This window comes from Planctomycetota bacterium (assembly GCA_016872555.1).
In the GTDB taxonomy this organism is placed as follows: domain Bacteria; phylum Planctomycetota; class Planctomycetia; order Pirellulales; family UBA1268; genus F1-20-MAGs016.
Map to the genome: position 1 here is coordinate 21,871 of VGZO01000016.1, position 25,705 is coordinate 47,575.

Below are 25,705 nucleotides of genomic sequence, written 5' to 3' on the forward strand. Positions count from 1 at the left end.
GGGGCGGCGCGCGGGGCGGCGCGCTGCCGCCCGCGTCAGGGGGCGGGAAGGTAGGGAGCGGTCGCGGATGGGGTCAAGCGGTGCATCCCCACCCCCCCTGCTCGCCCCGTTTCCCACGTTCCGCGCCCTTGCTATAGTGCCCGCTCTCGCGGGGCGTTCACGAGCCCCCTTCCCCTTCTGGCCGCTGGAGGCGCCCCGGCATGGACACCGCATCCTCGAACTGGCACGGCGACTCCGGTTCCCCGTCGGGAGTCAACGCCCAGCGGCTGTTGTGGGCCGGGTTCATGGCGATCCTCGCCGCCGGCGTCGGCTTCGCGATCCGCGGCGGCATCCTCGACAACTGGGGGAAGGAGTACGGGCTCACCGCCGGGGAGCTCGGCAACATCACCGGGCAGGGCTTCACCGGGTTTTGCTTCGGGATCATCATCGGCGGAGTGATCGCTGACCGGATCGGCTACGGGAAGCTCGTGTTCGCCGCCTTCCTGCTCCATGTCCTGTCGGCCGCGATGACGTTCCTGGTCACGAAGGACAACGCCTCCAGCATGCTGACGTGGAGCTCATTCATCTTCGCACTGGCCAACGGCACGCTCGAGGCCGTCGCCAATCCGCTGGTCGCGACGCTGTTTCCCAAGAACCGCGCCCATTATCTCAACATCCTTCACGCATCGTGGCCCGCCGGTCTGGTCCTCGGCAGCGCCGCCGGCTGGATCCTCGACGACAAGATGAAGGTCGATTGGAAGCTGCAGATGGCGCTGTATCTCGTGCCGACGCTGATCTACGGGCTGATGTTCCTCGGACAGCGCATGCCGCGCTCCGAGGCTTCGGAAAAGGGTGTCAGCACCGCCGACATGTTCAAGGACGTAGGGATCCTCGGCGGCCTGGTCGTCTGCTATCTCCTCTCCCTGTTCTTCGCCGGACCGCTCGGACTGCAACCGATCGTTTCGTACGGTATCGCCGGAGCACTGCTCCTCGCGATCGGGTTCATCACCAAGTTCTCGATCGGCAGCGTGCTGATGTTCATCCTGTTCATCACCCACGCGCTGGTCGGCGCGGTCGAACTGGGCACTGATGGCTGGATCCAGAACATCACCGGCAACCTGTTCAGTTCCGAGCAGGGCAAGTGGCTGTTCATCTGGACCAGCGCGATCATGTTCGGCCTGCGATTCTGCGCCGACTTCATCGAGAACAAGATGGGGCTGTCGCCGATCGGCTTGCTGCTGGCCTGTTCAGTCCTGGCCTGCGTCGGCCTGCTGCTCTCGGCCAACATCAACAGCCTGCCCCTGGCCTTCGTGGCCCTGGGGATCTATGCGGTCGGCAAGACGTTCTTCTGGCCGACGATGCTCGCCGTCGCATCCGACCAGTTTCCACGCACCGGGGCGGTGGCGATCTCGATCATGGGAGGCATCGGGATGCTGTCGGCCGGGCTGATCGGCGGCCCCGGCCTCGGCTACTGCAAGGATCGGTTCGCCGGAGAAGCACTGCGCGCGGCGTCCCCGGCCGTGTACGCCGAGTACAAGGCTGCCAAGCCGAGCACCTTTCTCGGCATTCCGGCGACCGAGGCCACCGGGCTCGACGGGGCGAAGTTCGGCGCGATCAGCGAGAAGTTGGCCGAGGCGCGGGAAGGCATCGCCAAGCAGGGGGGCGTCGTCGCCGAGGCGGTGAACACGCTCACCGCGGACGAACGGACGGTCCACGCCGCAAGCATCGAGGGAGACCGCAACACCCTTCGCTTCGACGCGATCATCCCCGGGATCATGGCGGCGATCTACCTGGTGTTACTCCTGTTCTTCGCCAGCCGCGGTGGCTACCGCCGCCAGACGATCGACTGACACGACCCGATCGAGACCGATCCCCACGGCAGCTCCCCGCGGGACGACGGAATCACTCGTCCGTGCACCGTTCCGGGGGACCCACCGCGACGTGCCATCGGCCGTCGACGTTCATCGCCATGGCCCTCACGCCCCCCGGAAGGTCGATCCGGCCGCGGACGCTGCGGCGGACCAACGCCGCCAGGCTCCGGTAGTGCCCGTCGGTCATGTGCCTCCGCGGCCATCCCTCGCGGCGCCACAGCACGGCGAACATCTCGGCGACCAGGTGGGGGTCGCACCCGGCCAGCGCGCCGGAGTCGATCACGACCGCGCCGTCGGCGCGCTTCGTCGCATGGGCGTCGAGCAGCCCGCGGGCGACATCCTCGAGCACCGCCGCGGCAGCCGCCGCCTGTCTCCCGAGGCGGACGAGGCTCGCCTGCACCGACGGATAGGATCCGGCCGCGAGGCGCGGGAGGATCTCGTGGCGGAGGAAGTTGCGGGCGTAGCGCCGGTCGGCGTTGGTTTCGTCCTCGCACCAGGTCACGCCCTGCCCGGCGAGGAACGCGCGCGGCGCCGTCGCCGGGACCTCGAGGAGCGGTCGGATCAGCTCGACGCCGTCGCCGAGCCGACGGCGCGCCGGCATTCCCGCCAACCCCACGAGCCCCGTCCCGCGCGCGATGCGGTGGAGGATCGTCTCTGCCTGGTCGGCCGCGGTATGGGCGACGGCGACGCTGCCCGCGCCGGCATCGCGCGCCACGTCGAGGAGGAACCGGTAGCGGAGGCGCCGGGCGAGCCCCTCGACCCCTTCGCCGCCATGCGCCGTCGCGCGCACCGCGATCGCCCCCGTCCGGCAGGGCAGCCCGAGACGCCCCGCCAGCGCGGCGACCACGGCGGCGTCGTGCTCGGCCGTCGGCCGCAGGTCGTGGACCGCATGGGCGACGGTGAGCGGCGGCGTGGATCCGCGCCGCGCCGCCAGTTTCGCGATGCCGATGAGCAGGGCGACGCTGTCGGCCCCCCCCGAGACGGCCACGACCGCCGGCCCTGCCCAAAACCCCAAGCTGTCGAGCCCCGCCGCCAATGCGGTCAGGAACGATTCCTCCCCGGTGCTCGGCGATTCAGCAGCCATCCCCCGATTGTGCCGCGGCGGCGCAGCGGCGGCGAACCCGACGCCAAGCGGCATTGAGCCCCCCGGGGCCGATCGGTACCCTCCCCGCCTCACCCCGGCTCCCGGAGACCACGCGCATGCATGCCCGCCCCATGCCCCAGGCACGCCTGCTGCTCGCGGCAGCGCTGCTCCCCGCACTCGCCGGCTGCTCGGCGCTCGGGACGCTGACCTACATCGTCATGCCCAAAGACGTGCCCGCGGAGTTCGCGGGGCTCAAAGGCAAGCACGTCGCCGTGGTCTGCAAGCCGATCGTCGAACTGCAGTTCAGCGACGCCGGCACGTCGCGCGAACTGGCGACCACCGTCGGCAATCTCGTCGAGCGCAACGTCCGCCAGGCGCGGGTCATCCCGCAGGACGAGGTGGCGCGCTGGGTCGACGAGAACACCTGGGTCGACTACCGGGCGATCGGCAAGTCGCTCGACGCCGATCTGGTCGTCGGGATCGACCTCGAAGAGTTCCGCCTCCACGAGGGATCGACGTTGCTCCGCGGTCGGGCCACCGCCAACGTGCGCGTCTACGACATCGCCGCCGACAAGATGGTCTTCGAGAAGCGGTTCGACGACTTCAGCTTCCCGCGTGACGGGGCGATCCCCGTGACCGACCGGCCGGAGGCCCAGTTCCGCGGGATGTTCATCCACCTCCTCGGCCAGCGCATCTCCCGCTGCTTCCACGCGTACGACAGCCGCGAGCAGTTCGCCGACGACAACCTGTCGTTCTGAGACGGGTCCGGTCAGAGGCGCTTCAAATCCCGCTTCGGCTTCGGCGGAGCGAGCATCCGTTTCTTGTCGTCGCTGGGGGCCGTGGGCACGGGGTTGCCGTTGCCGTCCTGCATCTTCGGGTCTTTGACGCCGGTGTGCGACTCCGTCCACCGGTATCCGAGTGGGACGCGGAGCTCCTCGGTCGCCACCAGCGCCCAGGGCGTGCCGTCGTGCTCGGCGACGACGCGCTCGAGCAGCTCACGGGCCTGCTTGGCAAGCTTCTCCGTCTGCGAGCCGACGCTGACCTCGTCACTCGGCTCGAGCGTCCAGGTGTCGCTCCGCGCGTCCTTGAACTTCATCCCCAGCTTCGCCTGGGCGAGCATCTGGTTGTAGGCATCGGTGCGGACCTTGGCGGCGAGGACGCGGCCGAGCGCGAGATCGAAGGCCGCCTGCCAGCGCCGCTCCGTCACGGCGGGGCGATCGGGGAGGCCGGCCGACAGCTTGGAATGGAGGTCGTCGACCCGCGGCGCGGTGCGGGCGGCGGTCCGCTGGGCCTCCGTGAGGAGCTGGGCCAGCGCACCCTCGTCCTGGCGCGGAAAGACCATTCGGGGCGAATCCATCGGGTCGATCTGGGAGGACCGGGCCGCCTCGACCAATGCCGACTTCGCCTTGTTCCTGCGGATGTCCTGCTCCTGCACGGCGGGGGCCCGGTAGTCGGGTTGGTAAGCGATCATTCCCTGCGGGTCGAAGAAGTAGCGGAGCTGCGACTGCATCGGCTGGATCATCTGGTTGGTCACCCGGCCGCGCTGGTCGCTGCTGCCGTGGACGCGGAAATAGATCCCTCCGGTGTCCGCGCAGAGTTTGGAGAGGCGGAACGGGCCGAACCCCGAATCGATCGCCTCGTCGGCGAGACGGTCGGAGCGGATGTGGACGACCTCGGGAAACCCGGTCTCCGGTCCCTGCTCGATGACCGCCCACTGCTCCCCCTGGTCGTACTTCGGATCGAACTCGACGTACTTCATCCGCACCTCGCGGATCCCGAACGGTGCCGGGACGCCGACGACGTACACGGGGATCCCGAGCGTCAGGCAGAGCTTGGTGGCGGCGTCGGCCGTATCGACGTCGTTGCCCACCTCGTCGGTGAACACGACGATCATCACGTTGCGCTTCGGCGCCGAGGTCCGGAAGATCCGGGCGGCCTCGGCGGCGGCGCGGACCGCGTGGAACGTCATCTCGACGCCAGACTCGTCGACCGGGACGGCGTTGATCGCCTCGATCACCTCGGCGACCTCGGCGGTCGGCTTCGGAGTGAGCAGCTGCACGTCCTTGCCGAACGCGACGACGAGGTTCGACAGCGACGGTCGGTTGCGGAGGCTGCGGTTGGCGCCCAGTTCGTCGAACACCCGCGTCAACCGCCCGGCGATCTCCTGGCGCTGGGCCGACAGGCTGACCGAGCGGTCGAAGACCCAGCAGACCACCGTCGGACGCTGGTCGAGCGACGCGGCGATTTCGGCCGTGAGACGGTCGACGGCGCCGGCGGCACCCGTCGAGGCGACCCCGGTGGCACCGCGGACCACGATCCTCTCGTCGAACGCCTGGGCGGTGGGCAGGGTGTCGAGCGGCTCGAGTTGCACAGTGCCGGCGACATCGGTCTCGGTCACGGGGGTCACCGACACGTCGGCGACGACCGGCGCCAGGGCCTGGGCGACCCCCGCGGACTGATCGAGGCCGGCACCGGCCTCGACGAGGGGTTCGTCGGCGACCACCATTTCCTCGGGATCGAGCGGCAGCTCATCCTCGACGACGGCCGCCGACTCGATGACCGTGACGGATGGAGCGGGCGCCCCGGGGTCGACGACGACCAGCCCCAGCGCCAAAAGCACGATCACATGCACCAGCAGGCTGGTGAGCAGCGCCGGCAGGTCGCCCGAGCGGATCGCCCACGGCGAGGCCGCCCCGCCGTCCGCCGCAGCGGATCCGGCAGCCATCGTCAGCCGGCTGGTGTGGGTGGCCACTGGTCGTCCCCTTGCTTCGCCCCGATTCTAATGGAAATCGCCCACTGAAACCGGCTTTCCGCAGTTTTCCCCGCCGGCTGGCCCGGCGCCGCGGACGAGTGGCCACGCCCCTGAGTCGCGACCCTTGACGCTGGCGACGCTTGCGGGACATTGAAAAAAGGGGAGCGAGCGATCTCCTCGCTGCAGGGCGGCGTCACTCGGCACCCCCGCCCCGGCGGAGAGATTCCGTTCCTCGGCCGCGCTCCGGGGCGACCGCCGGGCTCCGCCTTCGTCGCTCCACCGCTCCCGGCCGCGATTCTCTCCCCCGTTCACGAGTGCTCCATGGCCGATCTCGGCTCCCCTCCGACCGTCGTTTCCTGGAAGTTCCCCCGCGGATGCCGCGTCGCCTTTCGCCATGCCGCCCACTGGCTGGTGGCCTGGAACGTCATCGCCGGCATCGCCGCATCGCAGTCGCCCCCCGCGGCGCCGACACGCCCGGCCACGCCCGCCGTGCCACCCGCGCCGGAGGCGCTCGACCTCGAGACCACCGACGGCGTGAAACTCGCCGTCTGGCTGTACCGTGCTCCGGACGCCACCGCCTCCGCCACCCCGCGCCCGCGGGGCGCGCCGAAGCCGACGGTGATCCTCGTCCACGACCTCGGCGGCACCCATGCCTCGGTCGAACCGTTGGCGCTGGCGCTGCAGCGGGCGGGCTGCCATGTCGTGGCCCCCGACCTCCGCGGTCACGGTGACAGCACCGTGCGCAGCGGTCCGGGAGGCAAGGAGGTCGAAGTGGAGGCGAAGAGCCTGAAGCGCGGTGACCTCGAGGCGATCGCCGCCTCCACCGGGGGAACGGTGCGCGACCAGGCCAACGCGCGGGGCGACATCGAGACCGTGCGCGACTTCCTCCGCATGCAATCGGGCTGGGATGCCCCCGGCCTCGACCGGCTCGTCGTCATCGGCATCGGCACGGGAGCGACGCTCGCCACCCAATGGACCGCCGCTGACGCCTCGTGGCCACCCCTGGCGTCGGGCCCCCAGGGACGCCAGGTCAAGGCCCTGGTGCTGGTCAGCCCGGCCTGGACACCGCGCGGGTTGCCGATCCTGCCGGCGCTCGGTCAGGAGACTGTGAAACGCGACGTGCCGATCCTGGTTCTCGCCGGGAGAGCCGACAAGGACGCCCTCCGCGTGTTCGACCAACTCAAGCGCGGCCGCCCCCAGGAGTGGTACGAGCAGCGGACGGGTGCGGGCCCTGCCCAAGCCCCGAAGCTCGAAAAGCCGGCCGATGCCACGGCCGTGCTGCTCCAGATCGATGCCGACGACTCGGGCGAGAAACTCCTCGCCTCGCGCCGCCCCGACCCGGCGGAGCTGATCAAGGGGTTTCTCGGAGCGGTCCTGCCACAGCCACGCCCCTGACACGATCGCCGAGCCGGTCGGCCGTCCCGGCGCTCAGGGCAGTCGCAGTTCCGTCCCCGCCGTGAGCAGCGCGGGGGAGCGGACACGGTCGCGATTGGCCTCGAACAGCATCCGCGCGTTGGCCGTGTTGCCGTAGAAGCGCTGGGCCAGCGATTCGAACGTCTCTCCCGCCGCGACGATCACTCGCGCCGGCCGGCGGGGCGGTGCGATCACCGGGAGCGCGGAGGCTGTGTCACCCGCCGGACTCCAGGCCGGCGGCAGCCGCAGCGGGATACCGACGGGCAACAGCGCCGGATCGGTGATCCGGTCGCGGTTCGCGGCGAGGATCGCACCCGCGGCACCAGGATGGCCGTAGACACGGACCGCGATCGTCGTCAGGTCGTCGCCATCGCGCACGAAGTCGCTGGCCACGGCCGCGGGACGCTGGAGCGCGGCCGCGGCGGGCACCGCGGCCGTGGGGGCCTGCCCCGCCGGGGGCGCGACATCGAGCAGGGGTGGCGGCGGAAGGGCGAGCGTCGAGCGGTACGCCATGCCGAGCGTGGGTGCCCCGGATGGCGGTGACACCGCAGGAAGCGGCACGGGGGGCGGCAACGCCGGCGCTGGCGGAGCCGCGACGGGAACGGCCGCGGGAGACGGAGCTGGCGGCGGTGCCGCGTCGGGAATCACGTGCCCCGGCGGCGGGTTGGCCACGTGCCCATCGGCGCTGACCGTCGCCAGGAGCGGAGCATCCAGCGCGACGAGGCCCTGGATCCGGGGTGCCGCCACGGCGGTTCCCAGCGCCACGAGGGCCACCCCCCCAGCCACGCGAACTCCCCGCAACACGCCCACGTTGGCATCCTCCGCCGCGGGCGCCGGGAACCAGGTCCACGGCGCCACCCCGCAAGGATACCCCACGGTTGGCGACCGGCTGGCCGATGCGTCGTGTCTCGTCAGGTCGCCCGGGCGGCCGACCGCATCGCTGCCGGCTTCTCGGCGCCGGCGAACCGCTCCTGCAGCCAGAGCACGATCGGCGATGCGATGTACACCGTGCTGTAGGTGCCGGTGATCACCCCGACGAGCATCGTGAACGCGAACGCGTGGATTCCCTGGCCACCGAACAGGTACAGGACCAGCGTCGCCACGAGGACCGTGCCGGACGTGAGGATCGTACGGCCAAGGGTCTGGTTGACGGCCTTGTCGACCATCGCGGCGGTGACGAACGGCTGCTTTCCGCGCAATTCGCGGAGACGGTCGAAGATCACGATGGTGTCGTTGATCGAGAAGCCGACGATCGTCAGCAACGCGGCCACGACGTCGAGGCTGATCTTGAAGTCGTCGACGAGCGCCCAGCCGAGGAACGGCGACACGAACCGGCTCAGCGCCAGGCAAGCGATCGCCACGAGCACGTCGTGGATCAGGGCGACGACGGCGGCCACGCCGAAGGCGACGTTCTGGAACCGCAGCCAGACGTAGAGCACGATCATGACCAGGCTGGCGAGCATCGCGTAGACGGCCATCACCTTGGCGTTGCCGGCGACCTTGCCACCGATCGAATTGGCCGACAGGTACACCGGGGTGTCGGCGAGCTGGCTGGCGACGGTGTCGAGGGCCTTGCGGGTCGTCTCGGCGTCGAGCGACGTCTCGAGGCTCCACGACTCGGCCGGGCGGTTGGCACCGCTCGCCCCGGGGGAATCGATGCGGAATGCCGCCCCCGCCGACCCGACGGCGGTCAGCGCCTGCTCGATCGTCGCCTCGAGCGTGGGGCGGTTGATCCGCTCGGGGAACGAGAGCGAGACGGCCGTCGGGAGGGCCGCGGCGGCCTCGCCGTCGGTGGACCGCGTCTTGATTTCCCCGTACTGCATCGAATAGGTGAGCAGCCTGCCCGGAAAGGCGTCGCGGAGGGTCTTCTCGACCTCGCCTTCAACGCCGCCGCTCCTGCGCAGCGACGTGTCGACCTTGTACCGGCTCCCGGGGGCGGCGTCGGCCGTGGTGACGGCGCTGACGGCGACGTCAGGCAACCCCGACACCGCCTGCCGCACCGCGGCCACGTCGAGCTCCTGCCCCGGCTTGAACGCCAACTGGACGCTCGTCCCCCCGGTGAAGTCGATGTCGAACAGCCCCTGGCCGCGCTGCCAGGCCGCGGCGAGCCCGAGGAGGATGAACGCCGTCGAGCCGATGATCGCCGGCTTCATCCAGGCGACGAACGGGAACGCCGTCTCCCCGAAGATCCGTCCCATGTTGAGCCGCTTGATCCACCGGCAGCGCTCCGCGAGGTCGAACACCACCCGTGCGCAGAACACCGCGGTGAACAGGTTGAGTGCGAGGCCCAGGATCAGCGTCACGGCGAATCCCTTGAGCTGGTCGGTGCCGATCGAGAACAGCACGACACCGGTGATCAACGTCGTCAGATTCGAGTCGACGATCGTCGAAAAGGCGCGTTGGAAGCCGTTGCGGATCGCCGTCCGCAGCGAAGCCCCGCGCTGCTGCTCCTCGCGCATCCGCTCGTAGATCAGCACGTTGGCATCGACGGCCATGCCGACCGAAAGCACCAATCCGGCCAACCCGGCGAGGGTGAACGCCGCCTTGATCGAGATCATCACGGCGACGACCAGGAGGATGTTGAGGAGCACGGCGATGTCGGCGACGAAACCGGAGAACCGGTAGTACGCGAGCATGAACGCCAGCACCAGCGCCGTGGCCATGATCATCGCCAGCGCGCCGGACCGGATCGTGTCGGCACCGAGCTGCGGGCTGATCGTCTGCTCGCTGATCGGCTCGCTCTGCAAGGCTGCCGGCAGGCTGCCCGCGTTGAGGACGCCGACGAGGAAATCGATGTCCGACTTGCTGAAATCCCCGGTGATCTGCCCATTGGAGCTGATCGCCTCGCGGATCCGCGGCGCCGAGAGCAGGACGTCGTCGAGCACGATGCCCAGGCGGCTCTCGAGACCGTTGGCCGGGTTGGGGAGGTTGCTGCCCGTCAGCTGGTTGAACAGCGTCGCCCCGGCGGTGTTGAAGGCGAAGTTGACGCACGGCCGCAGGCTCTGGTCGAGGCTCGACAAGGCGCGGACCAAGTAGCCGCCGTTGACGTTGAACGGATCGATCACGACGAGGACTTCGGTGGTGCCGTCGGGCCCGGGACGCGTCACCAGCCCCTCGGCCTCGAGTTTGTCGGTGTCGAGACGGATCCACCGCCCCCGGGGCTTGCCACCGTCGAGGACCGTCGTGCCGGGCGTACGCGACAGCTCGATGACGCGACCGTGTCCCGGATCGAGCGGGTTGGCCGTGATCCGGAACTCGAGCACGCCGGCGCTCGACACGATCCGCTTGACGAGCTCGACCTCCTTTGGATCCACCTCGGGCACGATGACCTCGATCTGATCGAGGCCGAAGCGCCGCACCGTGACCTCTTTTTGTCCGCCCGGGTTGACGCGGCGGCTGACCGCGGCGACGAGCTTGTCCATGTCGATCGAGTCGATCTGGCCGCCGATGTCGAACAGGACGGCATCGCCTGAACCCCGAGCCGCCGAGGGAGCCAGCTTCATGTCGCCGAAATCGATCGCGGCGACCTCGTCGAGCAGCGCTTGCCGAGCTGCCGGATCGGCGCTGCCGAGGCGGACGGCGATCCGGCCATCGGCGGTCCGCTCCACGCCCCCTCCCTCGCGCCGGGAGACGAGCGGCTGGATCCGCGCGATGCACTCGTCGACACGCCCCGCGATCTGCTTGGAACGGTCGATCTCGTAGACGAGGATCAGGCCTCCCTTGAGATCGATTCCCAGCCGCGGCGGCCAGCCGAGGGCCACGATCACGGCACCGGCGGCGGTCGCCACCAGCACCGCGGCGATCCTCGCCCACATGTCACTGACGCGGAGTTGTTTGGCGAGCAGCCAGGCGACGAACGTCGGCACGACGATCACGCCGAGGGTCAGCAGCCAACTCATCCAGCCGTCCTGCCACCATTCTGACGCGGGAAGCGCGGCCGACGCGGCCTGGGCGAGGACGGGAAGAGACGCCGAAAGCATGTGCATGGAATGGGTTCCGCTGGACGGCCGCGGCCGGGATCAATCCCCGGCGGCGACCCCGGCCTCGGAGGCGTCGAGCACCCGGGCGATGCTCGACAGGGTCACCGTGATCTTCACCGACCCGGAATCATCGACCTTGAGCGTGACCCGTTGCCCGTCGCGATCGACGTTGGCCACGGTGCCGTAGATCCCCGCGCTGGTGAGCACGCGGTCGTTCTTCTTGAGCCCCCCGAGGAGCCGATCCTGCTTCTTCTGCCGTTCCTGCTCGGGGCGCAGCACCATGAACCAGCCGAGCAGCAGGATCAGGGGGAGCGTGACCCACGGGAAGACCTGCTCGGCAACCCCACCCGGTGGTGCGGCCCCGGCAGGGGCATCGGCCGGGGCGGCCACCTGGCAGACGAGGCCGGCGACGCCGCCGACGGGCAGGGGGGTCAACGGCAGGACGACGGATGGCGGCATGACAGGGTGCCGACCGGCATCACGCCGGCGATTCGGAACGATTTCGAGAGGAAAACCGCTCAATGTAGTGGTCGAGACGCACGTCGGACAAGCCCGCCGCGGTGCCGACGGGAAAGGGGCGTGTGGCGGATCGGGCGGGGCGATCGCCATCGGCAGTCCGACGGCCTTCACCCCGCCGTGTTGGGCTCACCGGCCCCACCGGGCTCGAGGAGGGAGAGCAGCCGGTCGTGCTCCGCCTCGAACCGGTCGGCGACGATCGCCCCCCGTAACCGGGCGACGAGCCGCTGGTAGAAGGTCAGGTTGTGGATCGACAGGAGGATCGGGCCGAGCATCTCGCCGGCTTGGAACAGGTGCCGCAGGTAGCCGCGCCCGTGGCGGCAAGCGGCGCACGGGCAGTCTTCCTCGATCGGCTGCTCGTCGCGTGTGTGGCGGGCGTTGCGCAGCCTGATCTCGCCGTGGGACGTGAACGCCAGGGCATTGCGGCCGCAGCGCGTCGGCAGTACGCAATCGAACATGTCGATCCCGGCGGCGACGGCGGCCACGATGTCGGCCGGTTTGCCGACCCCCATCAGATAGCGCGGGCGGTCCGCGGGAAGGTGGGGCACCGTCGCCGCGAGCGTCGTGCGCATCGCCTCCGGGCCCTCCCCGACCGACAGGCCGCCGACGGCGTATCCGGGGAGGTCGAGGTCACGGAGGCGGGCGGCGCTCTCGGCACGGAGGTCGGCCTCCAGGCCCCCCTGGACGATCCCGAACAGCGCTTGATCGGCGCGGCGTTTGGCGGCGCGGCAGCGCTCGGCCCAGTGCAGTGAACGGCGCATCGCGTCGGCCACCACCCCGTGGTCGGCAGGCAGCGCGATCACGTGGTCGAGCTGCATGATGATGTCGGCGCCGAGCGCCTCCTGGATGCGGACGGCCTCTTCGGGAGTCAGGTCGATCGCCCGTCCGTCGACGTGTGAGCGGAACACGGCACCGGCATCGGTCACCCGCACCTGGCGCGCCAGGCTGAACACCTGGAAACCGCCGCTGTCGGTCAGTGTCGGGCCACGCCAGCCCATGAACCGCGCCAGGCCGCCGGCAGCGGCGACGATCTCTTCGCCCGGGCGGAGGTGGAGGTGGTAGGTGTTGGCCAGGACCATGCCGGCGCCGGTCTCGGTGACGCGGCCGATGTCGACCCCCTTCACCGTGGCGGCGGTGCCCACCGGCATGAACAGCGGCGTCGGGACGACGCCGTGCGGCGTCGAGAGCACACCCGCCCGGGCGCGAGCGGACGTGGCTTCGATCCGGAGGTGAACAGGGCCCATCGGCGGGCCTCAGCCAGAGGCCGGACCGGTCACCGGCTGCTTCCCGATCGCCTCGTAGGCGAAGCCGCGGGCGCGCATGTCGGCGGGGGAGTAGAGGTTGCGACCGTCGATGATCACACGGTGCTTCATCCGCCGTGCCATGTCGTCGAAATCAGGCCGGCGGAAATCACCCCACTCGGTGACGATCACGAGGCACTCCGCCCCGTCGAGGGCCTCGAGGGGGCCCGGCGCGTAGCGGAGACGATCGCCGTAGATCGCCTTCACGTTGGCCATCGCCACGGAATCGAAGACCGTCAGCCGCGCGCCGCCGGCAAGGAGCCGTTCGATGAGATCGATCGCCGGGGCATCGCGGATGTCGTCGGTGCGCGGCTTGAACGCCAACCCCCAGATGGCGATCGCCCGGTCGCTGAGCCTGTTGCCGAAGTGCCTGACGACCTTCTCGCCGAGGACCTGCTTCTGGGCGAGGTTGGTCTCGTGGACCGCCGCGAGGATCCGCGGCTCGATGCCCTTGTCGCGGGCCATCGCCGCGAGGGCTTGGACATCCTTGGGGAAGCAACTGCCGCCATAACCGGCGCCAGGGAACAGAAAGGCGAAGCCGATCCGGCTGTCGTGGCCGATCCCGCGCCGGACGTCGTCGATGTCGGCCTCCATGCGCTCGCAGAGATTGGCGACTTCGTTGATGAAACTGATCTTCGTCGCCAACAGCGCGTTGGCGACGTACTTCGTCATCTCGGAACTCTCGGGCGACATCGCGAGAAACGGGTTGTCTGTCCGGAGGAACGGGGCGTAGAGGGCACGGAGCGTTTCGCCGACCTCGGCCGAGCGGACGCCGACGACCACACGGTCGGGCTTCTGAAAGTCGTCGATCGCCGCCCCCTCCTTGAGGAACTCGGGGTTGCTGGCCACGCGGCAGTCGCGTCCCGTCCGCTGCCGCAAGCGCCGTTCGATGCCGGCACACGTCCCGACCGGCACGGTGCTCTTGGTGACGACGATCGCCTCCGGCCGGAGGTGGGGCGCGATCGAATCGACGACGCTCCAGAGGGCGGTCAGATCGGCCGATCCGTCGGCCGCGGGGGGTGTGCCGACGGCGAGGAACACGATCTCCGCGGCGGCGACGGCGGAGGCGGTGTCGGTGGTGAAGGTGAGTCGCCCTGCCCGGGAGTTGCGTTCGACGAGATCCGCCAACCCGGGCTCGTAGATCGGGATCTCGCCGCGGCGGAGCAACGCCACCTTGTCGGCGTTGATGTCGATGCAGGTGACGTTGTTGCCGCTGCTGGCGAAACAGGTTCCCGTGACGAGCCCGACATATCCCGTGCCGACGACCGCGATCCTCATGGCTTACTTCCCGTTCAAAAAAAACAGTCGGGGTACGACGCCACCCGGGCCCGCCACCTGTCCTGCCGTCAGGGTGGTCACCCCGCGGACCAACCTCGTTATTTCAATTCCCGACGTTGGCCGGCGTCAGGCCTCCGGTGAGGGAGCGACCGACCCGTCACCGCCGTCTTCCATCGACTCGTCCTGCTCACCGGGCGGCACCGGCACGACAGCCGCGAGGCTGTCACCCTCGTCGAGGCGCATGATCCGCACCCCCTGCGTGTTCCGTCCGATCGACTTGATCTCCCGGACGTTGACCCGCTGGATCTTCCCCCGGGCGGTCATCATCAGCACCTGGTCGTCGTCGCCGACCGACACGATCGACACCACCTCGCCGTTGCGGCTGGTAGCCTTGATGTCGCGGACACCTTTGCCGCCGCGGTGCTGCGTGCGGTACCGCATGCCGCTCGATCCACCGTCGCCGTCCCCCCCCTCCGCTTCGGCCTCCTCGGCCTCCGTTTCCGGCGGCTCGACGTCGGCCCCGCCGTCTTCGGCGGGGCCGGGCCCGGCCAGCGGCGTGCCGGCACCGAACGGAGTGCGTTTGCCGTAGCCGTTGCCGCAGACCGTCAACAGCGTGGCATTGGGATCGGCGACCACCATCCCGACCACGCGGTCGCCGGAGCCGAGCTTGATGCCCCGGACCCCGCTGGTGTCGCGCCCCATCGGCCGGGCGTCACCCTCGGGGAAGCGGATCGCCATCCCTTTGGCGGTGGCGAGGATCAATTCGTCTCCCGGTCGCGTGACGACGGCGTCGACGAGCTCGTCCCCCTCGCGCAGCTTGACGGCGATCAGTCCTTTCGTGCGGCGGCGGCGGTACTGCTCGAGCGCCGTCTTCTTGACCATCCCGGCACGGGTCGCCAGCAGCAGGTATTGCTCGCGGTCCTCGAAGTCGGCGACGGCACGGCAATCGGCCACGCGCTCCCCCGACTCGAATTCGAGGAGGTTCACCAGCGCCCGTCCCTTGGCATCGCGGGCCAGTTCCGGCAGTTCGAAGACGCGCATCGAGAACACCTTCCCGAGCGTCGTGAAGACCAGCAGCCAGTCGTGGGTGCTGGCCACGAACAGGTGCTCGATCGGGTCCTCCTCGTCGGTGCGGGCGCCGGTCAGCCCCTTGCCGCCGCGCCGCTGCGCCCGGTAGGTGTCGGCGGCGGTCCGCTTCACGTACCCGGCGCGGCTGATGGTGACGACCATCGTCGCCTCGGTGATCAGCTCCGCCATGTCGCGGATGTCGCCCGCCTCGCCGCTGATCTCGGTACGCCGCTCGTCGGCGTGCTTGGCGGCGAGGTCGAGCAACTCCTGACGGATCACCGCGCGGATCCCCGCGTCGCCGGCGAGCAGCCGACGGAACTCACCGATCCGAGAGAGCAGCTCACGGTGTTCGCCGGCGAGTTTCTCCTGCTCCAGATTGACCAGCTGCCCGAGCGTGAGGCGGAGGATCGCGTCGGCCTGGACCGGCGTCAGGCCGTAGCTCTCGCTCTGGCCGCGCTCCTCCTGGAGCAGCGCGAAGCCCTCGTCACCCAACGCCTGGCGGAGCAGCGCCGCCGGTGCCTCGAGCCCACAGAGCCGCTCCTTGGCCTCGGCCTGCGACCGCGAACTGCGGATGATGCGGATCACCTCGTCGATGTTCGCCAGGGCGACGAGCAGCCCCTCGAGAACGTGCTTGCGCGACCGCGCCTTCTGGAGGAGATGCTGGGTCCGCCGGCGGATGACCGTGATCCGGTGGCGGAGGAACTCCTCCAGCATGTTCTTGAAGGACAGGATCCGTGGCTTGCCGTCGACCAGCGCCAGGAAGATCAACGAGAACGACGTCTGCAGCGGCGAGAACTGGTACAGCTGGTTGAGGACGACGTCGGGATCGGCATCGCGCTTCAGCTCGAGGATCAGCCGGACCGGCTCCTTGAGATCGCTCTCGTTGCGGATCGCCGAGATTCCCTTGATACGGTCGTCGTTGACCAGCTCGGCGATCTTCTCCTCGATGGCGTCGCGCGTCTGCTGGTAGGGGATCTCCGCGACGACGATCCGGTGGCGGTTCTTGCCGAACTCCTCGACCCGGGCCCGGGCACGGAGCGTGATCGTGCTCCGGCCGGTGAGGTAGCCGCGGACAAGGGCCTCGCGCCCCATCACGATCCCACCGGTGGGAAAATCGGGCCCGGGGACGATCTCCAGCAGCTCGGCCATCGACACGCCGGGACTGTCGATCAGCGCCACCAAGGCCCGGCAGATTTCGCCGAGGTTGTGCGGGGGAATGCTCGTCGCCATCCCGACGGCGATTCCCCCCGCTCCGTTGACGAGGAGGTTGGGAAACGACGAAGGGAGGACCACCGGTTCGGTGTTGCGCTCGTCGTACGACGGGACGAAATCGACCGTGTCGAGATCGAGGTCGTCGAGCATCAGCGCCGCGATCGGCGACAGCCGGGCCTCGGTGTACCGCATCGCCGCCGCCGGCAGCCCGGCGATCGAGCCGAAGTTGCCCTGCTTGTCGATGAGCACGTGACGCATGTTCCATTCCTGGGCCATGCGCACGAGCGTCGGGTAGATGACGCTCTCGCCGTGCGGGTGGTAGTTGCCGCTGGTATCGCCGCTGATCTTCGCGCACTTCACCCGGGACGCCCCCGGGGAGAGGTTGAGGTCGTTCATCGCGACGAGAATCCGCCGCTGCGACGGCTTGAGCCCGTCGCGGACGTCGGGCAACGCCCGGGCGACGATGACGCTCATCGCGTAGGTCAGGTAGCTGTCCTTCAGCTCCTGCTCGATCGGCAGGTCGATGAGGCGGCCACCGGCGGAGTCGCGGGAGACCCCTGCCCCATCGGCCCCGGCGCCGGATTCCGGCAGGGGGGGCGATCCGGCGTCACCGTCTTCGGCGGGCGGATCGGGAGGGGTGTCGGAATCGGCCAACGGATCGCTCTCCATCCGGTCCGCGGTGGGGCCGAGAAAGGTTGGGGAAGTCTTGAACATACCCGTCGGGAAAGGGCGGTCAACCCGCGGAAAACCCAGGCTTCCAGGGGCGCGTCCGCCTTGACCCGTGCCCCCCGGACACCTACCCTCCCCGCCCCTCGGCGCCGGCGGAGGCGCAGGGGTTCCTCCCGGCTCAGGCAATACCCATGCCCCCCGAACGCTTCCACGGTCCGATCGTCGCCGCCATCGCCGCCGTGGTGTTGCTCGTCAACATCGGGGGCGTCGCGCTCCACGACGAGGACGAGCCACGCAACGCCGCCTGCTCGCGGGCCATGGCCGCGCGCGGCGATTGGGTGGTGCCGTCGTTCAACGGCCAGATGCGCCTCGACAAGCCGGCGCTGGTCAACTGGCTGCACCTGGCCGGCTACGCTGTCGCCGGGCCGAACGAGACCGGCGCCCGCCTCGGCGGGGCGATCCTCTCGGTGGGGACCTGCCTGTTGACCTGGGCGATCGGCCGCCGTCTCCACGGCGCCGCCGTCGGGTTCCTCGCCGGATGCGCGATGGCCAGTGCCGCCTGGACCGGGATCGCGGGCCGGGCCGCCACGCCCGATGCACCGCTGACGTTCTTCACGACCCTGGCGCTGGCGCTGTTCGTCGGCGGCATCGGCGGCGCCGGTCGGCCGACGATCTCACGACGCCGGGCCATGGGGATCGGCGCGGCGTGCGGCGGCGCGCTGCTGACGAAGGGCCCGATCGGGCTGCTGTTCCCCCTCGCGGCGCTGGTCGGCTGCGGTCTGCTGCTGGGCGCCGGCACGTCCGGTCGGCCAGGTGTGCGTGATCGTGTCGCCGGCGTCGTCGCGATCCGTCCGGGGTGGATCGTCGCCGCCGCACTGGTGGTGGCGGCACCGTGGTACGTCTGGGTCAGCCTCCGCACCGACGGCGCGTGGCTCAAGGGCTTCCTGCTGATCCACAACCTGCGCCGGTTCACACAGCCGATGGAGGGGCACTCGGGCTCCTGGCTCTACTACCCCGCCGTCGTCGCCGTGACTTTTTTCCCCTGGTCGATCGTGCTGGCCGCGACGCTGTCGCGCGCCTGCGTGCTCTCCTGGCGGCCGGCCGATCACCGCCATGCCGCGACCGTGATCTCCACGGTCTGGGTGGCGACCTGGGTGCTCGCCCTGTCGGCGGCCGCGACCAAGCTGCCGGGCTACGTGTGGCCGGCGTTTCCCGCCCTGGCAGTGCTCACCGCCGCCTTCCTCCACGACTGGTTCCAGGACGACCTGCCCGGCTTCGGCCGCCGGGCCGAAGGGGCGCTGCTTCCAGACCGGACGATGGCGGTGGCCTGGACGATCCTCCTCGTCGCCGGCCTGGGCATCGCGGTCGCCCCGTGGCTGGCGGGGGACCGCCTCCCCGACACGGCGCGCTGGCTGGCGGTCCCGGCACTGGCCTGCACCGCGGGGGCGGTGGCGGCGTGGTGGTGGCAGCGCCGCGGGCGACGCGATCGATCGCTGGCGACACTCGCGCTGACGGCCGCGGCGTTCACCGGCATCATCGCCGCCGCCGGGCCGACCGCCGTCCAGTCCGGCGCGGCCGGACCTCGTCATCTCGCGACGCTGCTCGCCCCCCCGGCGACCGACGATGCCTGGGTCTCGGTCGGGACCGTGCCGGCGAGCGTCGTGTTCTACACCGGGGCGACGATCCGCGAGGTCGAGTCGATCGCGGCCGCCGCCGATCACCTCCGGCGGCATCCGGCCGGAATGGTGTTCGCCGCCCGGGACAACGCCCGGGATCTCGCGCCGCTCCTCGGGCCGGACCACGTCGTCGTCCATCGGGTACCCCTGCCGTTCGCCGACGAACTCGTCGTCGTCGCACGGCGCGCCAGCGCGGAGACCATCGCGGCATGCGAGCCACCCAGCCAGCCCTGAAACCGACCGCTGCCGACGCCTGGCTGAGTCCCCACGTGGCGTCGGCGATCGTCGTCGTCGCGGCCTGCGCCAGCCTGGCCGCCGGCTTCGCGCCGATGCCGTTGTGGGACGAGGACGAGCCGCGGTTCGCGGCGATCGCCCGGGGCATGCTCGACTCCGGTGACTGGGTCGTACCCCGGTTCAACGACACGCTCGCCGTCGACAAGCCCGTCCTCATGCACTGGTGCATGGCGGCGGCGGCGGCGCTGCTGGGCCCCGACGAGCGCGTCGCCCGTCTGCCGGCCGCGCTGGCCACTCTGTTGGCAGCGCTGGCGCTCCACCGCGCCGGGAGCCGGTGGTTCTCACCGGCCGTTGGCGTGACCGCCGCACTGGCCTTCGTCGGATGCCTGCTGGTGGGGATCGAGGCCCATGCCGCGACCCCCGACGCGATCCTCACCGCCGCCACCGCCTGGGCGACGGTGCTCGCGGCCGAACCACTCGTCGGTGGAGCGACGAGGATCGGCGTGGCGCGGGCACTGCTCGTCGGTGCGCTGTGCGGTCTGGCCGTGCTCTGCAAGGGGCCGATCGGCTTCGTCGGGCCGGCCGCGGTGGTCGGGACGTGGGCCTGGGCGGCGCGGACGGCGTGCCATGTGCCCGACGGCGGGCGTCCGGGCCTCGGGGCGCTCGTCGCTGGCGCCGGCGACGCGCTGCGGTCCCTCAGCCCACTGGCGATCGTGGTCGGCACGCTGGCGGTCGCCGCTCCGTGGTACGTCGCCGTCGCGATCCGCACCGGCGGGGAATGGCCGGCGGGCTTCTTCCTCGTCCACAACATCGGCCGGTTCGCCGCGCCGATGGAGAACCACCAGGGGGGACTGCTGTTCCACGTCGTCGGTCTGTTGATCGGATTCTTCCCGTGGTCGTCGTTCCTGCCGCTGGCCGTCGTCCTCGCCGGTTGGCGCGTCGTCCGCGGCGGCGACTCGCCCGGCCGGCGCCGGGCGCTCGGCCTGGCCCTCGTCTGGCTGGCGGTGTGGATGATCGGCTTCTCGCTGGCGGCGACGAAACTCCCCAACTACGTCCTCCCCGCCTACCCGGCGGCGGCGCTGATCGTGGCGGCGATCGCCGTCGACGCCTGCGCGCGTGTCGGTTGGCCCCACCCGCGGTGGCTGCTCGCCGGCACCGCCAGTCTCGCGTTCGGGGGTCTGGCGACGGCCGTCACCGTGCTCGTCGCCGCGCGCTACGGACTGGCAGGGAGCGAGGCGGTGGCGGTCGTGGGGCTGATCCCGGTCGTCGGGGCGGCGCTGTGCCTCGGCCTGGCGCGCCGGTCGCCAGGGCAGGCACTGGCGGCGCTCACGCTCACCGGACTGATCTACACGCCCCTGGCCGTCGGCCCCGCCGCGGCGCGGATCGCAGCCGCCAACGAACTTCCCGGTCTCGTGGCCGCCGCCCACCGGCATGCCGGCGGCCGGGCGCGGCTCGGGACCTATCCGCAGAACACGCCGGCGATCGTGTATTACGCCGGCGACACCGTCAGGGAATGGCCGTCCAACGCCGCGGCGCGGGCAGCAGGCTTCCTCGGCAGCGGCCCCGACGCGGTCCTCGTCGTGCCCGCCGGGCGGCTGGCGGCCCTCGAGCGCTGGCTGCCGCCGGGCACGGCGGTGGTGGCGCGGGCCCGGCCGCTGTTCAAGGACGAGGATTTCGTCGCCGTCGGTACGGTGCGAGCGGGTGCGACCGCCGTGGGAAGCACGTCCCGGAGGCTCGAACGATGACGATCACACCGTTCTGCGGCGACTCCCCACCGCCCCGGCGGCCCGTGCCACGGCTGTCGGTCGTGATCCCCTGCCACAACGAGGCGGCGGTCGTCGCGACCACGCATCGCCGTCTCGTCGCGGTCCTCGAGGGGGCGGGGCTCGAGTTCGAGGTGGTGTATGTCGACGACGGCAGTCGCGACGAGACGCTCGAGCGACTCGAATGGATCGCGGCCGCCGATCCCCGCGCCCGGGTGATCGAACTGTCGCGCAATTTCGGCCAGCAGGCGGCGATGTCGGCGGGACTGGCGGAGACCACCGGCGACGCCGTCGTGCTCATCGATGCCGACCTCCAGGACCCCCCGGAGGTGATTCCCGAGATGGTGGCCATGTGGCGCGACGGTGCCGACGTCGCCTACGGGCGGCGCCGCTCGCGCGACGGTGAGACGCGTTTCAAGCTGCTCACCGCGGCCCTGTTCCACCGCCTCCTGTCGCGGGCGGTACCCCATCCGATCCCGGTCGACACCGGCGACTTCAAGCTGCTCGACCGGGCGGTCGTCGACACGATCGTCGCCCTGCCCGAGCGGCGGCGCTACCTGCGGACGATGGTCGCCTGGACGGGCTTCCGGCACGAGGCGGTGTGGTACGACCGCCACGCCCGGGCCGCCGGCACCACCAATTACTCGCCTCTCAAACTCGCCCGGCTCGCCGGCGACGCTTTGGTGCTGTCGTCAGACCTGCCGATGCGGATGACCTGGGTCCTCGTCGGCGGACTGGTCACGGTCGCGACGGTGGCGGCCGTCACCGCCGCCACGGCACCGCCCGGACCTCCCGGCGTGGCAGCGCTGCTGGCCGTCGCCGCCGGCGTGGCCGCCGCGCCGACCGCCGCGGTGGCTCTCGTCGGGGAGTACGTCGTCCGCACCTACCGCGAGGCACAGCACCGTCCGGCTTGGATCGTGCGCCGGAGGCTCGGCCGCGGTCTGGGCGCGGCCCGCGGCGGCCCACCCCGCTCCGCCGCCGCCTGACGATCGGCGGCGGAGGGGGAAGGCACCGTCAGAGGCTGTCCGCGCGGCCGCCTCACTTGCCCTTGGACAGTTCGGCCTCGATCGCACCGGTGAGCTTGGCGTCGTCCGGGGCGACCGCCGACTTGAACCGGCCGACGACGTTGCCATCGCGTCCGATGAGGAACTTCTCGAAGTTCCACGAAACCTCGCCGGGGGGATTGGCCGACTCGGTGAGCGTCTTGTAGAGCGCCGCTTTGCCCGGCCCCTTGACGACGATCTTCGAGAACATGTCGAAGGTGACGTTGTATTTCGACGAGCAGAACTCGGCGATCTGGGCGTCGCTGCCCGGCTCCTGGCCACCGAACTCGTTGGCGGGAAAGCCGAGGACCACCAGCCCCTTGTCCTTGTAGGCGTCGTACAGCTTTTGCAGCCCGGCGTACTGACCGGTGTAGCCGCAGCGGCTGGCGACGTTGACGACGAGGACCACCTTGCCCTTGTAGGCGCCGAGGTCGACCGCCGAGCCGTCGATTTTCTTCATCTGTCCGCTGAGCGGCGAATCGGCGCGGGCCGTCACCGCCGCCGGACCACCGAACGCGAGGAGCACGGCGAGGGCACCGACCCCACCGAACACGAGTGAACGCGACGCCATGACGAGCAGTCCTCCACGGGAGAAAGGTCCAACGACGGGCAAAAGCCGCCGCCAGGAGGAAGTATAGCCGGCGGCATCGCGCCGGCTGCGGCTCACGCGGGCCCGGCGGCGGGCACGTCGGGCCTGGCCGCAGCGGCAAGGCTCGCGAAGTTGTCGCGGAACCGCCCGGCGAGGCCCCGGGCCGCCCGCTCCCAGGCATCGGCGTCGGCCCAGGCGCGCCGCGGGTCGAGGAGCCGCGCGCCGCTCACCCCGGGAACCTCCGTCACCGCCTCGAGCCCGAACACCGGATCGCGCGCCGTCGGCGCGCGGTCGAGGGCCCCGGCATGGATCGCGTCGACGATCGCGCGGGTCGCGCCGAGGTCGATCCGTCGGCCGACGCCATGGGCGCCCCCCGTCCAGCCGGTGTTCACCAACCATGCCCGGGCGGCGTGGCGGCGGAGGCGCTCGGCCAGCAGGCGGGCGTAGGCGGACGGGTCGCGGACGAGGAACGCGGCGGAGAAACAGGCGGAGAACGCGACCTGCGGTTCGACGACTCCCATCTCGGTCCCCGCGACGCGCGCCGTGTAGCCGGAGAGGAAGTGGTACATCGCCTGGGCGTGCGACAGCCGGCTCACCGGCGGGAGCACGCCGGAGGCATCGCAGGTCAGGAACACGACGTTGCGCGGATGACCGGCGACGCAGGGGATCGCGGCGTTGTCGATGAACTCGATCGGATAGGCCGCGCGGGTGTTCTCGGTGATCGAGGCCGAATCGTAGTCGACGTGGCGCGTCGCCGGGTCGACGACGACGTTCTCCAGCACCGTACCGAAGCGGATCGCACGGAAGATCTCCGGCTCGCGTTCGGCGGACAGGCGGATGCACTTGGCGTAGCACCCACCCTCGATGTTGAACACGCCGTCGTCCCCCCAGCCGTGCTCGTCGTCGCCGATGAGCCGGCGCCGCGGGTCGGCCGAGAGCGTCGTCTTGCCGGTTCCGGAGAGGCCGAAGAACAGCGCCACGTCGTCGCCCCGGAGGCCGGTGTTGGCCGCACAGTGCATCGACAGGATGCCGTGCTTCGGGAGCCGCCAGTGCATCAGCGTGAACACGCCCTTCTTCATCTCCCCGGCGTAGCCGCTGCCGAGGATCACGAGCTCGCCGCGCTCGAGCGACATGTCGATCGCGGTGGTGCTGCCCGTGGGGGAGAGGGCGGGATCGGCGCCGGTGCCACCGGCGTTGAGGATCGTGAAATCGGGCTCGCCGAACCCCGCCAGCTCCTCGGCCGTCGGGCGGATCAGCATCGTGTGCATGAACAGGGCGTGGTACGCATTGGCCGCCACGACCCGGACCTTGACCCGGGTCGCGGGGTGCCAGCCGGCGAAGCCGTCCTGCACGTACACCACGCTGCCGGAATCGAGAAACCGTGCGGCGCGCTGCCGGTGGGCGAGGAACGTCACCTCGTCGATCGGGTGGTTGACCGACCCCCACCACACCTGGTCGGCCGAATGGGGATCGCGGACGACGTGTTTGTCGGCGGGGCTGCGCCCGGTGCGCGCTCCGGACCTCACCGCCAGGGCACCCGAGGCGGTGATCGTCGCGCCATGGTTGGCGATCGCGGCTTCGTACAGCGCCGGCACCGCCGCGTTGCGGATCACGGCCGCATGGGTGATCCCGAGCCGAGACAGATCGACCGCCATGACCCCTCCACAGCCAGACTCATCCCACCGCCAGCCACGCGGCGACGACGAGGACGAGGACGCCGAGGCCGGCGGGCACGACTCCCCAGGGATTGCGGCGGACGCGGAACCGGCGAACCGTGCGCCGCAGGCGGCGGCCGAACTCGGCCCACCCCTCGACACCCGGCCGCCCGCCGACCGCGACCAGCGCCACGCAGCGAACCGCTCCATCCCCTTCCAGGTGAACCTGGAGCCCGCGGCTGGGAAGCGCCGCCGTATCTCCCGCCCAGCGGACCGCAGGATCCAAGCCCGATGCCACCTCCGCCACCAACGGCCGCAGTTGCTCGGGGGTGATGTTGTACACCACCAGCCGCGGCCGAGGCACGAGCACCGCCAGCGCCACCGCCAGCACCAGCGCCAGCAGGAGGATCGGCCAGCTCCACGGCGATCCCCCCGCGGCCGGCAGCACCAAGGCCAGCGGACCGACCAACACCAGCCCCGAAACGGCGCCGGCGAGGAGCAGCGCGTCCCAGGTGCCGGCGACGACGGTCGGGCGGCGGCGCAGATGCGCCGCGGCCACCAGCAGCAGGTAGACCCCAAGCGGCACCAACCCGGTCCACAGCGGCAAGGCGTCGAGGAATCGGTTCATGGCGCGGCCGAGGGAGCGGGACCTGCGATCGCAAGGCTAGCAAACCTTGGCAGAAGTGATCGGCCGGCGATGCGGCCGAATCACCTCCGCCGGCGCCACCGGCGGCGGCTACCGCATCGCCAGCCAGGCCAGCACGCCGAGCCACAGGACCTCGACGGCGGCGGCGATCGCCAGGCGCCACCGGGCACCGGACGGCGGCAGGACCACGATCCCCGGACCGTCACCGTGCGTCGCCTCGGCACCGTCGGACACCATGGTGTCGGTCTCGCAGATGGGCACGGCACCCGACCGCGAGCCGCGGCCCGCGCTGCAACGGCCGGCAGACCGGCGGTCAGTCGTCGTCGTCGTCCGGAGGGATGAACACCGGATCGCGGGAAAACGCCTCGTGGAAATCGTAGACGGCGTGGAAGTCTTCCCGCTTGTCACGGCGGGTCTTGCGCATCTGGCCGATCTCGATCATGTTGAAGACGATCTCGCCGAGATCGTCGGTGCTGCCGATCCCCCAGCTGCCGAGCACGACCCTGGAGAGGAGCCCGTATTGCTGCAGGGCGTAGAGCCTGGCGGCCTCGCACAGCTGCTGGCCGGTGAGGTGTCGCTCGCCGCCGCGCCGCCGCCGCGCCTGTCGGGGCCGGCGCCCGGCAGAGGCCGGCGCCCGTTCCTCTCCCGGCTCCGTGCCGCGGCCACGCTCGACGGGCTGCCGTTCGCCCGCTCCCGGCTCCATGCCCCGCTGGTCCCCGGGCGGCTCGAGCTCCTCGGCGGGTGGTTCCTCGCCGAGGCCGAGCGATTCCTGGGCGAACGACAGGGCCTCGAGCACGAACAGGTAGGCGTCGAGTTTGTAGCGGCGATCCCGTTGGAGGAGTTGTCCGATCGGATGCGACTGATCGATGGGCATGAACTTCCTCCACGACAGCCCGGGGCCGAGAGCCCGCAAGACCCCTGCCGAGCGGCAGTATAGCCGCCCAGCCACGGCCGCCGTCGGAGGGGCGCGGAGGCC

General features: G+C 70.8%; 18 protein-coding genes. 6 read left to right on the forward strand and 12 right to left on the reverse strand.

Annotated elements, in window-relative coordinates; genetic code table 11:
- Positions 1-284: 284 nt before the first annotated feature.
- Entirely contained in the window at positions 285-1,829 is a 1,545-nt protein-coding gene (locus FJ309_07395) for an MFS transporter (protein MBM3954423.1), read from the forward strand.
- A gap of 52 nt (positions 1,830-1,881) precedes the next feature.
- Here the strand turns inward: FJ309_07395 and tilS are convergent, their stop codons facing one another.
- Positions 1,882-2,988 carry a tRNA lysidine(34) synthetase TilS gene (gene tilS, locus FJ309_07400; protein MBM3954424.1) on the reverse strand — a complete coding sequence of 369 codons (1,107 nt, stop codon included), beginning with the start codon at positions 2,986-2,988 and terminating at the stop codon, positions 1,882-1,884.
- A 62-nt stretch (positions 2,989-3,050) separates the two neighbouring features.
- On the opposite strand from tilS, the gene FJ309_07405 reads away from it, so the two are divergent.
- Positions 3,051-3,692, forward strand: a complete 642-nt coding sequence (locus FJ309_07405) for a hypothetical protein (GenBank protein ID MBM3954425.1) — start codon at positions 3,051-3,053, stop codon at positions 3,690-3,692.
- 11 nt (positions 3,693-3,703) lie between these two features.
- Here FJ309_07405 and FJ309_07410 read toward each other — a convergent pair whose 3' ends face one another.
- The gene (locus tag FJ309_07410) at positions 3,704-5,686 is read right to left on the reverse strand and encodes a VWA domain-containing protein (GenBank protein MBM3954426.1); all 1,983 of its coding nucleotides are present in this window, start codon (positions 5,684-5,686) and stop codon (positions 3,704-3,706) included.
- 321 nt (positions 5,687-6,007) lie between these two features.
- On the opposite strand from FJ309_07410, the gene FJ309_07415 reads away from it, so the two are divergent.
- Positions 6,008-7,081, forward strand: coding sequence for an alpha/beta hydrolase (locus FJ309_07415; GenBank protein ID MBM3954427.1), 1,074 nt, complete (start codon positions 6,008-6,010; stop codon positions 7,079-7,081).
- Between the two features lie 33 nt (positions 7,082-7,114).
- On the opposite strand, the gene FJ309_07420 is transcribed toward FJ309_07415, so the two are convergent.
- The 6 genes from FJ309_07420 to gyrA all read right to left on the reverse strand — a co-directional run bounded on the left by FJ309_07420 (position 7,115) and on the right by gyrA (position 17,168).
- The gene (locus FJ309_07420; protein MBM3954428.1) at positions 7,115-7,885 is read right to left on the reverse strand and encodes a hypothetical protein; all 771 of its coding nucleotides are present in this window, start codon (positions 7,883-7,885) and stop codon (positions 7,115-7,117) included.
- Between the two features lie 125 nt (positions 7,886-8,010).
- Complete coding sequence (gene secD, locus FJ309_07425; GenBank protein MBM3954429.1) at positions 8,011-11,085, reverse strand: protein translocase subunit SecD; 3,075 nt, start codon at positions 11,083-11,085, stop codon at positions 8,011-8,013.
- A 33-nt stretch (positions 11,086-11,118) separates the two neighbouring features.
- Positions 11,119-11,688, reverse strand: coding sequence for a preprotein translocase subunit YajC (yajC, locus tag FJ309_07430; protein MBM3954430.1), 570 nt, complete (start codon positions 11,686-11,688; stop codon positions 11,119-11,121).
- Between the two features lie 17 nt (positions 11,689-11,705).
- The gene (tgt, locus tag FJ309_07435) at positions 11,706-12,839 is read right to left on the reverse strand and encodes a tRNA guanosine(34) transglycosylase Tgt (protein MBM3954431.1); all 1,134 of its coding nucleotides are present in this window, start codon (positions 12,837-12,839) and stop codon (positions 11,706-11,708) included.
- 9 nt (positions 12,840-12,848) lie between these two features.
- Positions 12,849-14,174 carry a UDP-glucose/GDP-mannose dehydrogenase family protein gene (locus FJ309_07440; protein ID MBM3954432.1) on the reverse strand — a complete coding sequence of 442 codons (1,326 nt, stop codon included), beginning with the start codon at positions 14,172-14,174 and terminating at the stop codon, positions 12,849-12,851.
- Between the two features lie 126 nt (positions 14,175-14,300).
- Positions 14,301-17,168 carry a DNA gyrase subunit A gene (gene gyrA, locus FJ309_07445; GenBank protein MBM3954433.1) on the reverse strand — a complete coding sequence of 956 codons (2,868 nt, stop codon included), beginning with the start codon at positions 17,166-17,168 and terminating at the stop codon, positions 14,301-14,303.
- Positions 17,169-17,314: 146 nt separating this feature from the next.
- Between gyrA and FJ309_07450 the strand changes: the two genes are divergently transcribed.
- From FJ309_07450 to FJ309_07460, 3 genes are read left to right on the forward strand one after another with little or no spacing between them, the layout of a single operon-like run.
- Positions 17,315-19,033, forward strand: a complete 1,719-nt coding sequence (locus FJ309_07450; protein ID MBM3954434.1) for a glycosyltransferase family 39 protein — start codon at positions 17,315-17,317, stop codon at positions 19,031-19,033.
- Positions 19,009-20,778 carry a phospholipid carrier-dependent glycosyltransferase gene (locus FJ309_07455; protein MBM3954435.1) on the forward strand — a complete coding sequence of 590 codons (1,770 nt, stop codon included), beginning with the start codon at positions 19,009-19,011 and terminating at the stop codon, positions 20,776-20,778. The genes FJ309_07450 and FJ309_07455 overlap by 25 nt, the downstream gene beginning before the upstream one ends.
- Complete coding sequence (locus FJ309_07460) at positions 20,775-21,782, forward strand: glycosyltransferase family 2 protein (protein MBM3954436.1); 1,008 nt, start codon at positions 20,775-20,777, stop codon at positions 21,780-21,782. The genes FJ309_07455 and FJ309_07460 overlap by 4 nt, the downstream gene beginning before the upstream one ends.
- A 52-nt stretch (positions 21,783-21,834) precedes the next feature.
- Here the strand turns inward: FJ309_07460 and FJ309_07465 are convergent, their stop codons facing one another.
- The 4 genes from FJ309_07465 to FJ309_07480 all read right to left on the reverse strand — a co-directional run bounded on the left by FJ309_07465 (position 21,835) and on the right by FJ309_07480 (position 25,432).
- Positions 21,835-22,410 (reverse strand): glutathione peroxidase, encoded by a 576-nt coding sequence (locus FJ309_07465; protein ID MBM3954437.1) that lies wholly within the window; start codon positions 22,408-22,410, stop codon positions 21,835-21,837.
- A gap of 92 nt (positions 22,411-22,502) precedes the next feature.
- A complete protein-coding gene (gene pckA / locus FJ309_07470; protein ID MBM3954438.1) occupies positions 22,503-24,083 on the reverse strand; it encodes a phosphoenolpyruvate carboxykinase (ATP) in 1,581 nt (526 codons plus the stop codon).
- 19 nt (positions 24,084-24,102) lie between these two features.
- Positions 24,103-24,711 (reverse strand): hypothetical protein, encoded by a 609-nt coding sequence (locus FJ309_07475; protein ID MBM3954439.1) that lies wholly within the window; start codon positions 24,709-24,711, stop codon positions 24,103-24,105.
- A gap of 331 nt (positions 24,712-25,042) precedes the next feature.
- Complete coding sequence (locus tag FJ309_07480; protein MBM3954440.1) at positions 25,043-25,432, reverse strand: hypothetical protein; 390 nt, start codon at positions 25,430-25,432, stop codon at positions 25,043-25,045.
- Positions 25,433-25,705 lie beyond the last annotated feature (273 nt).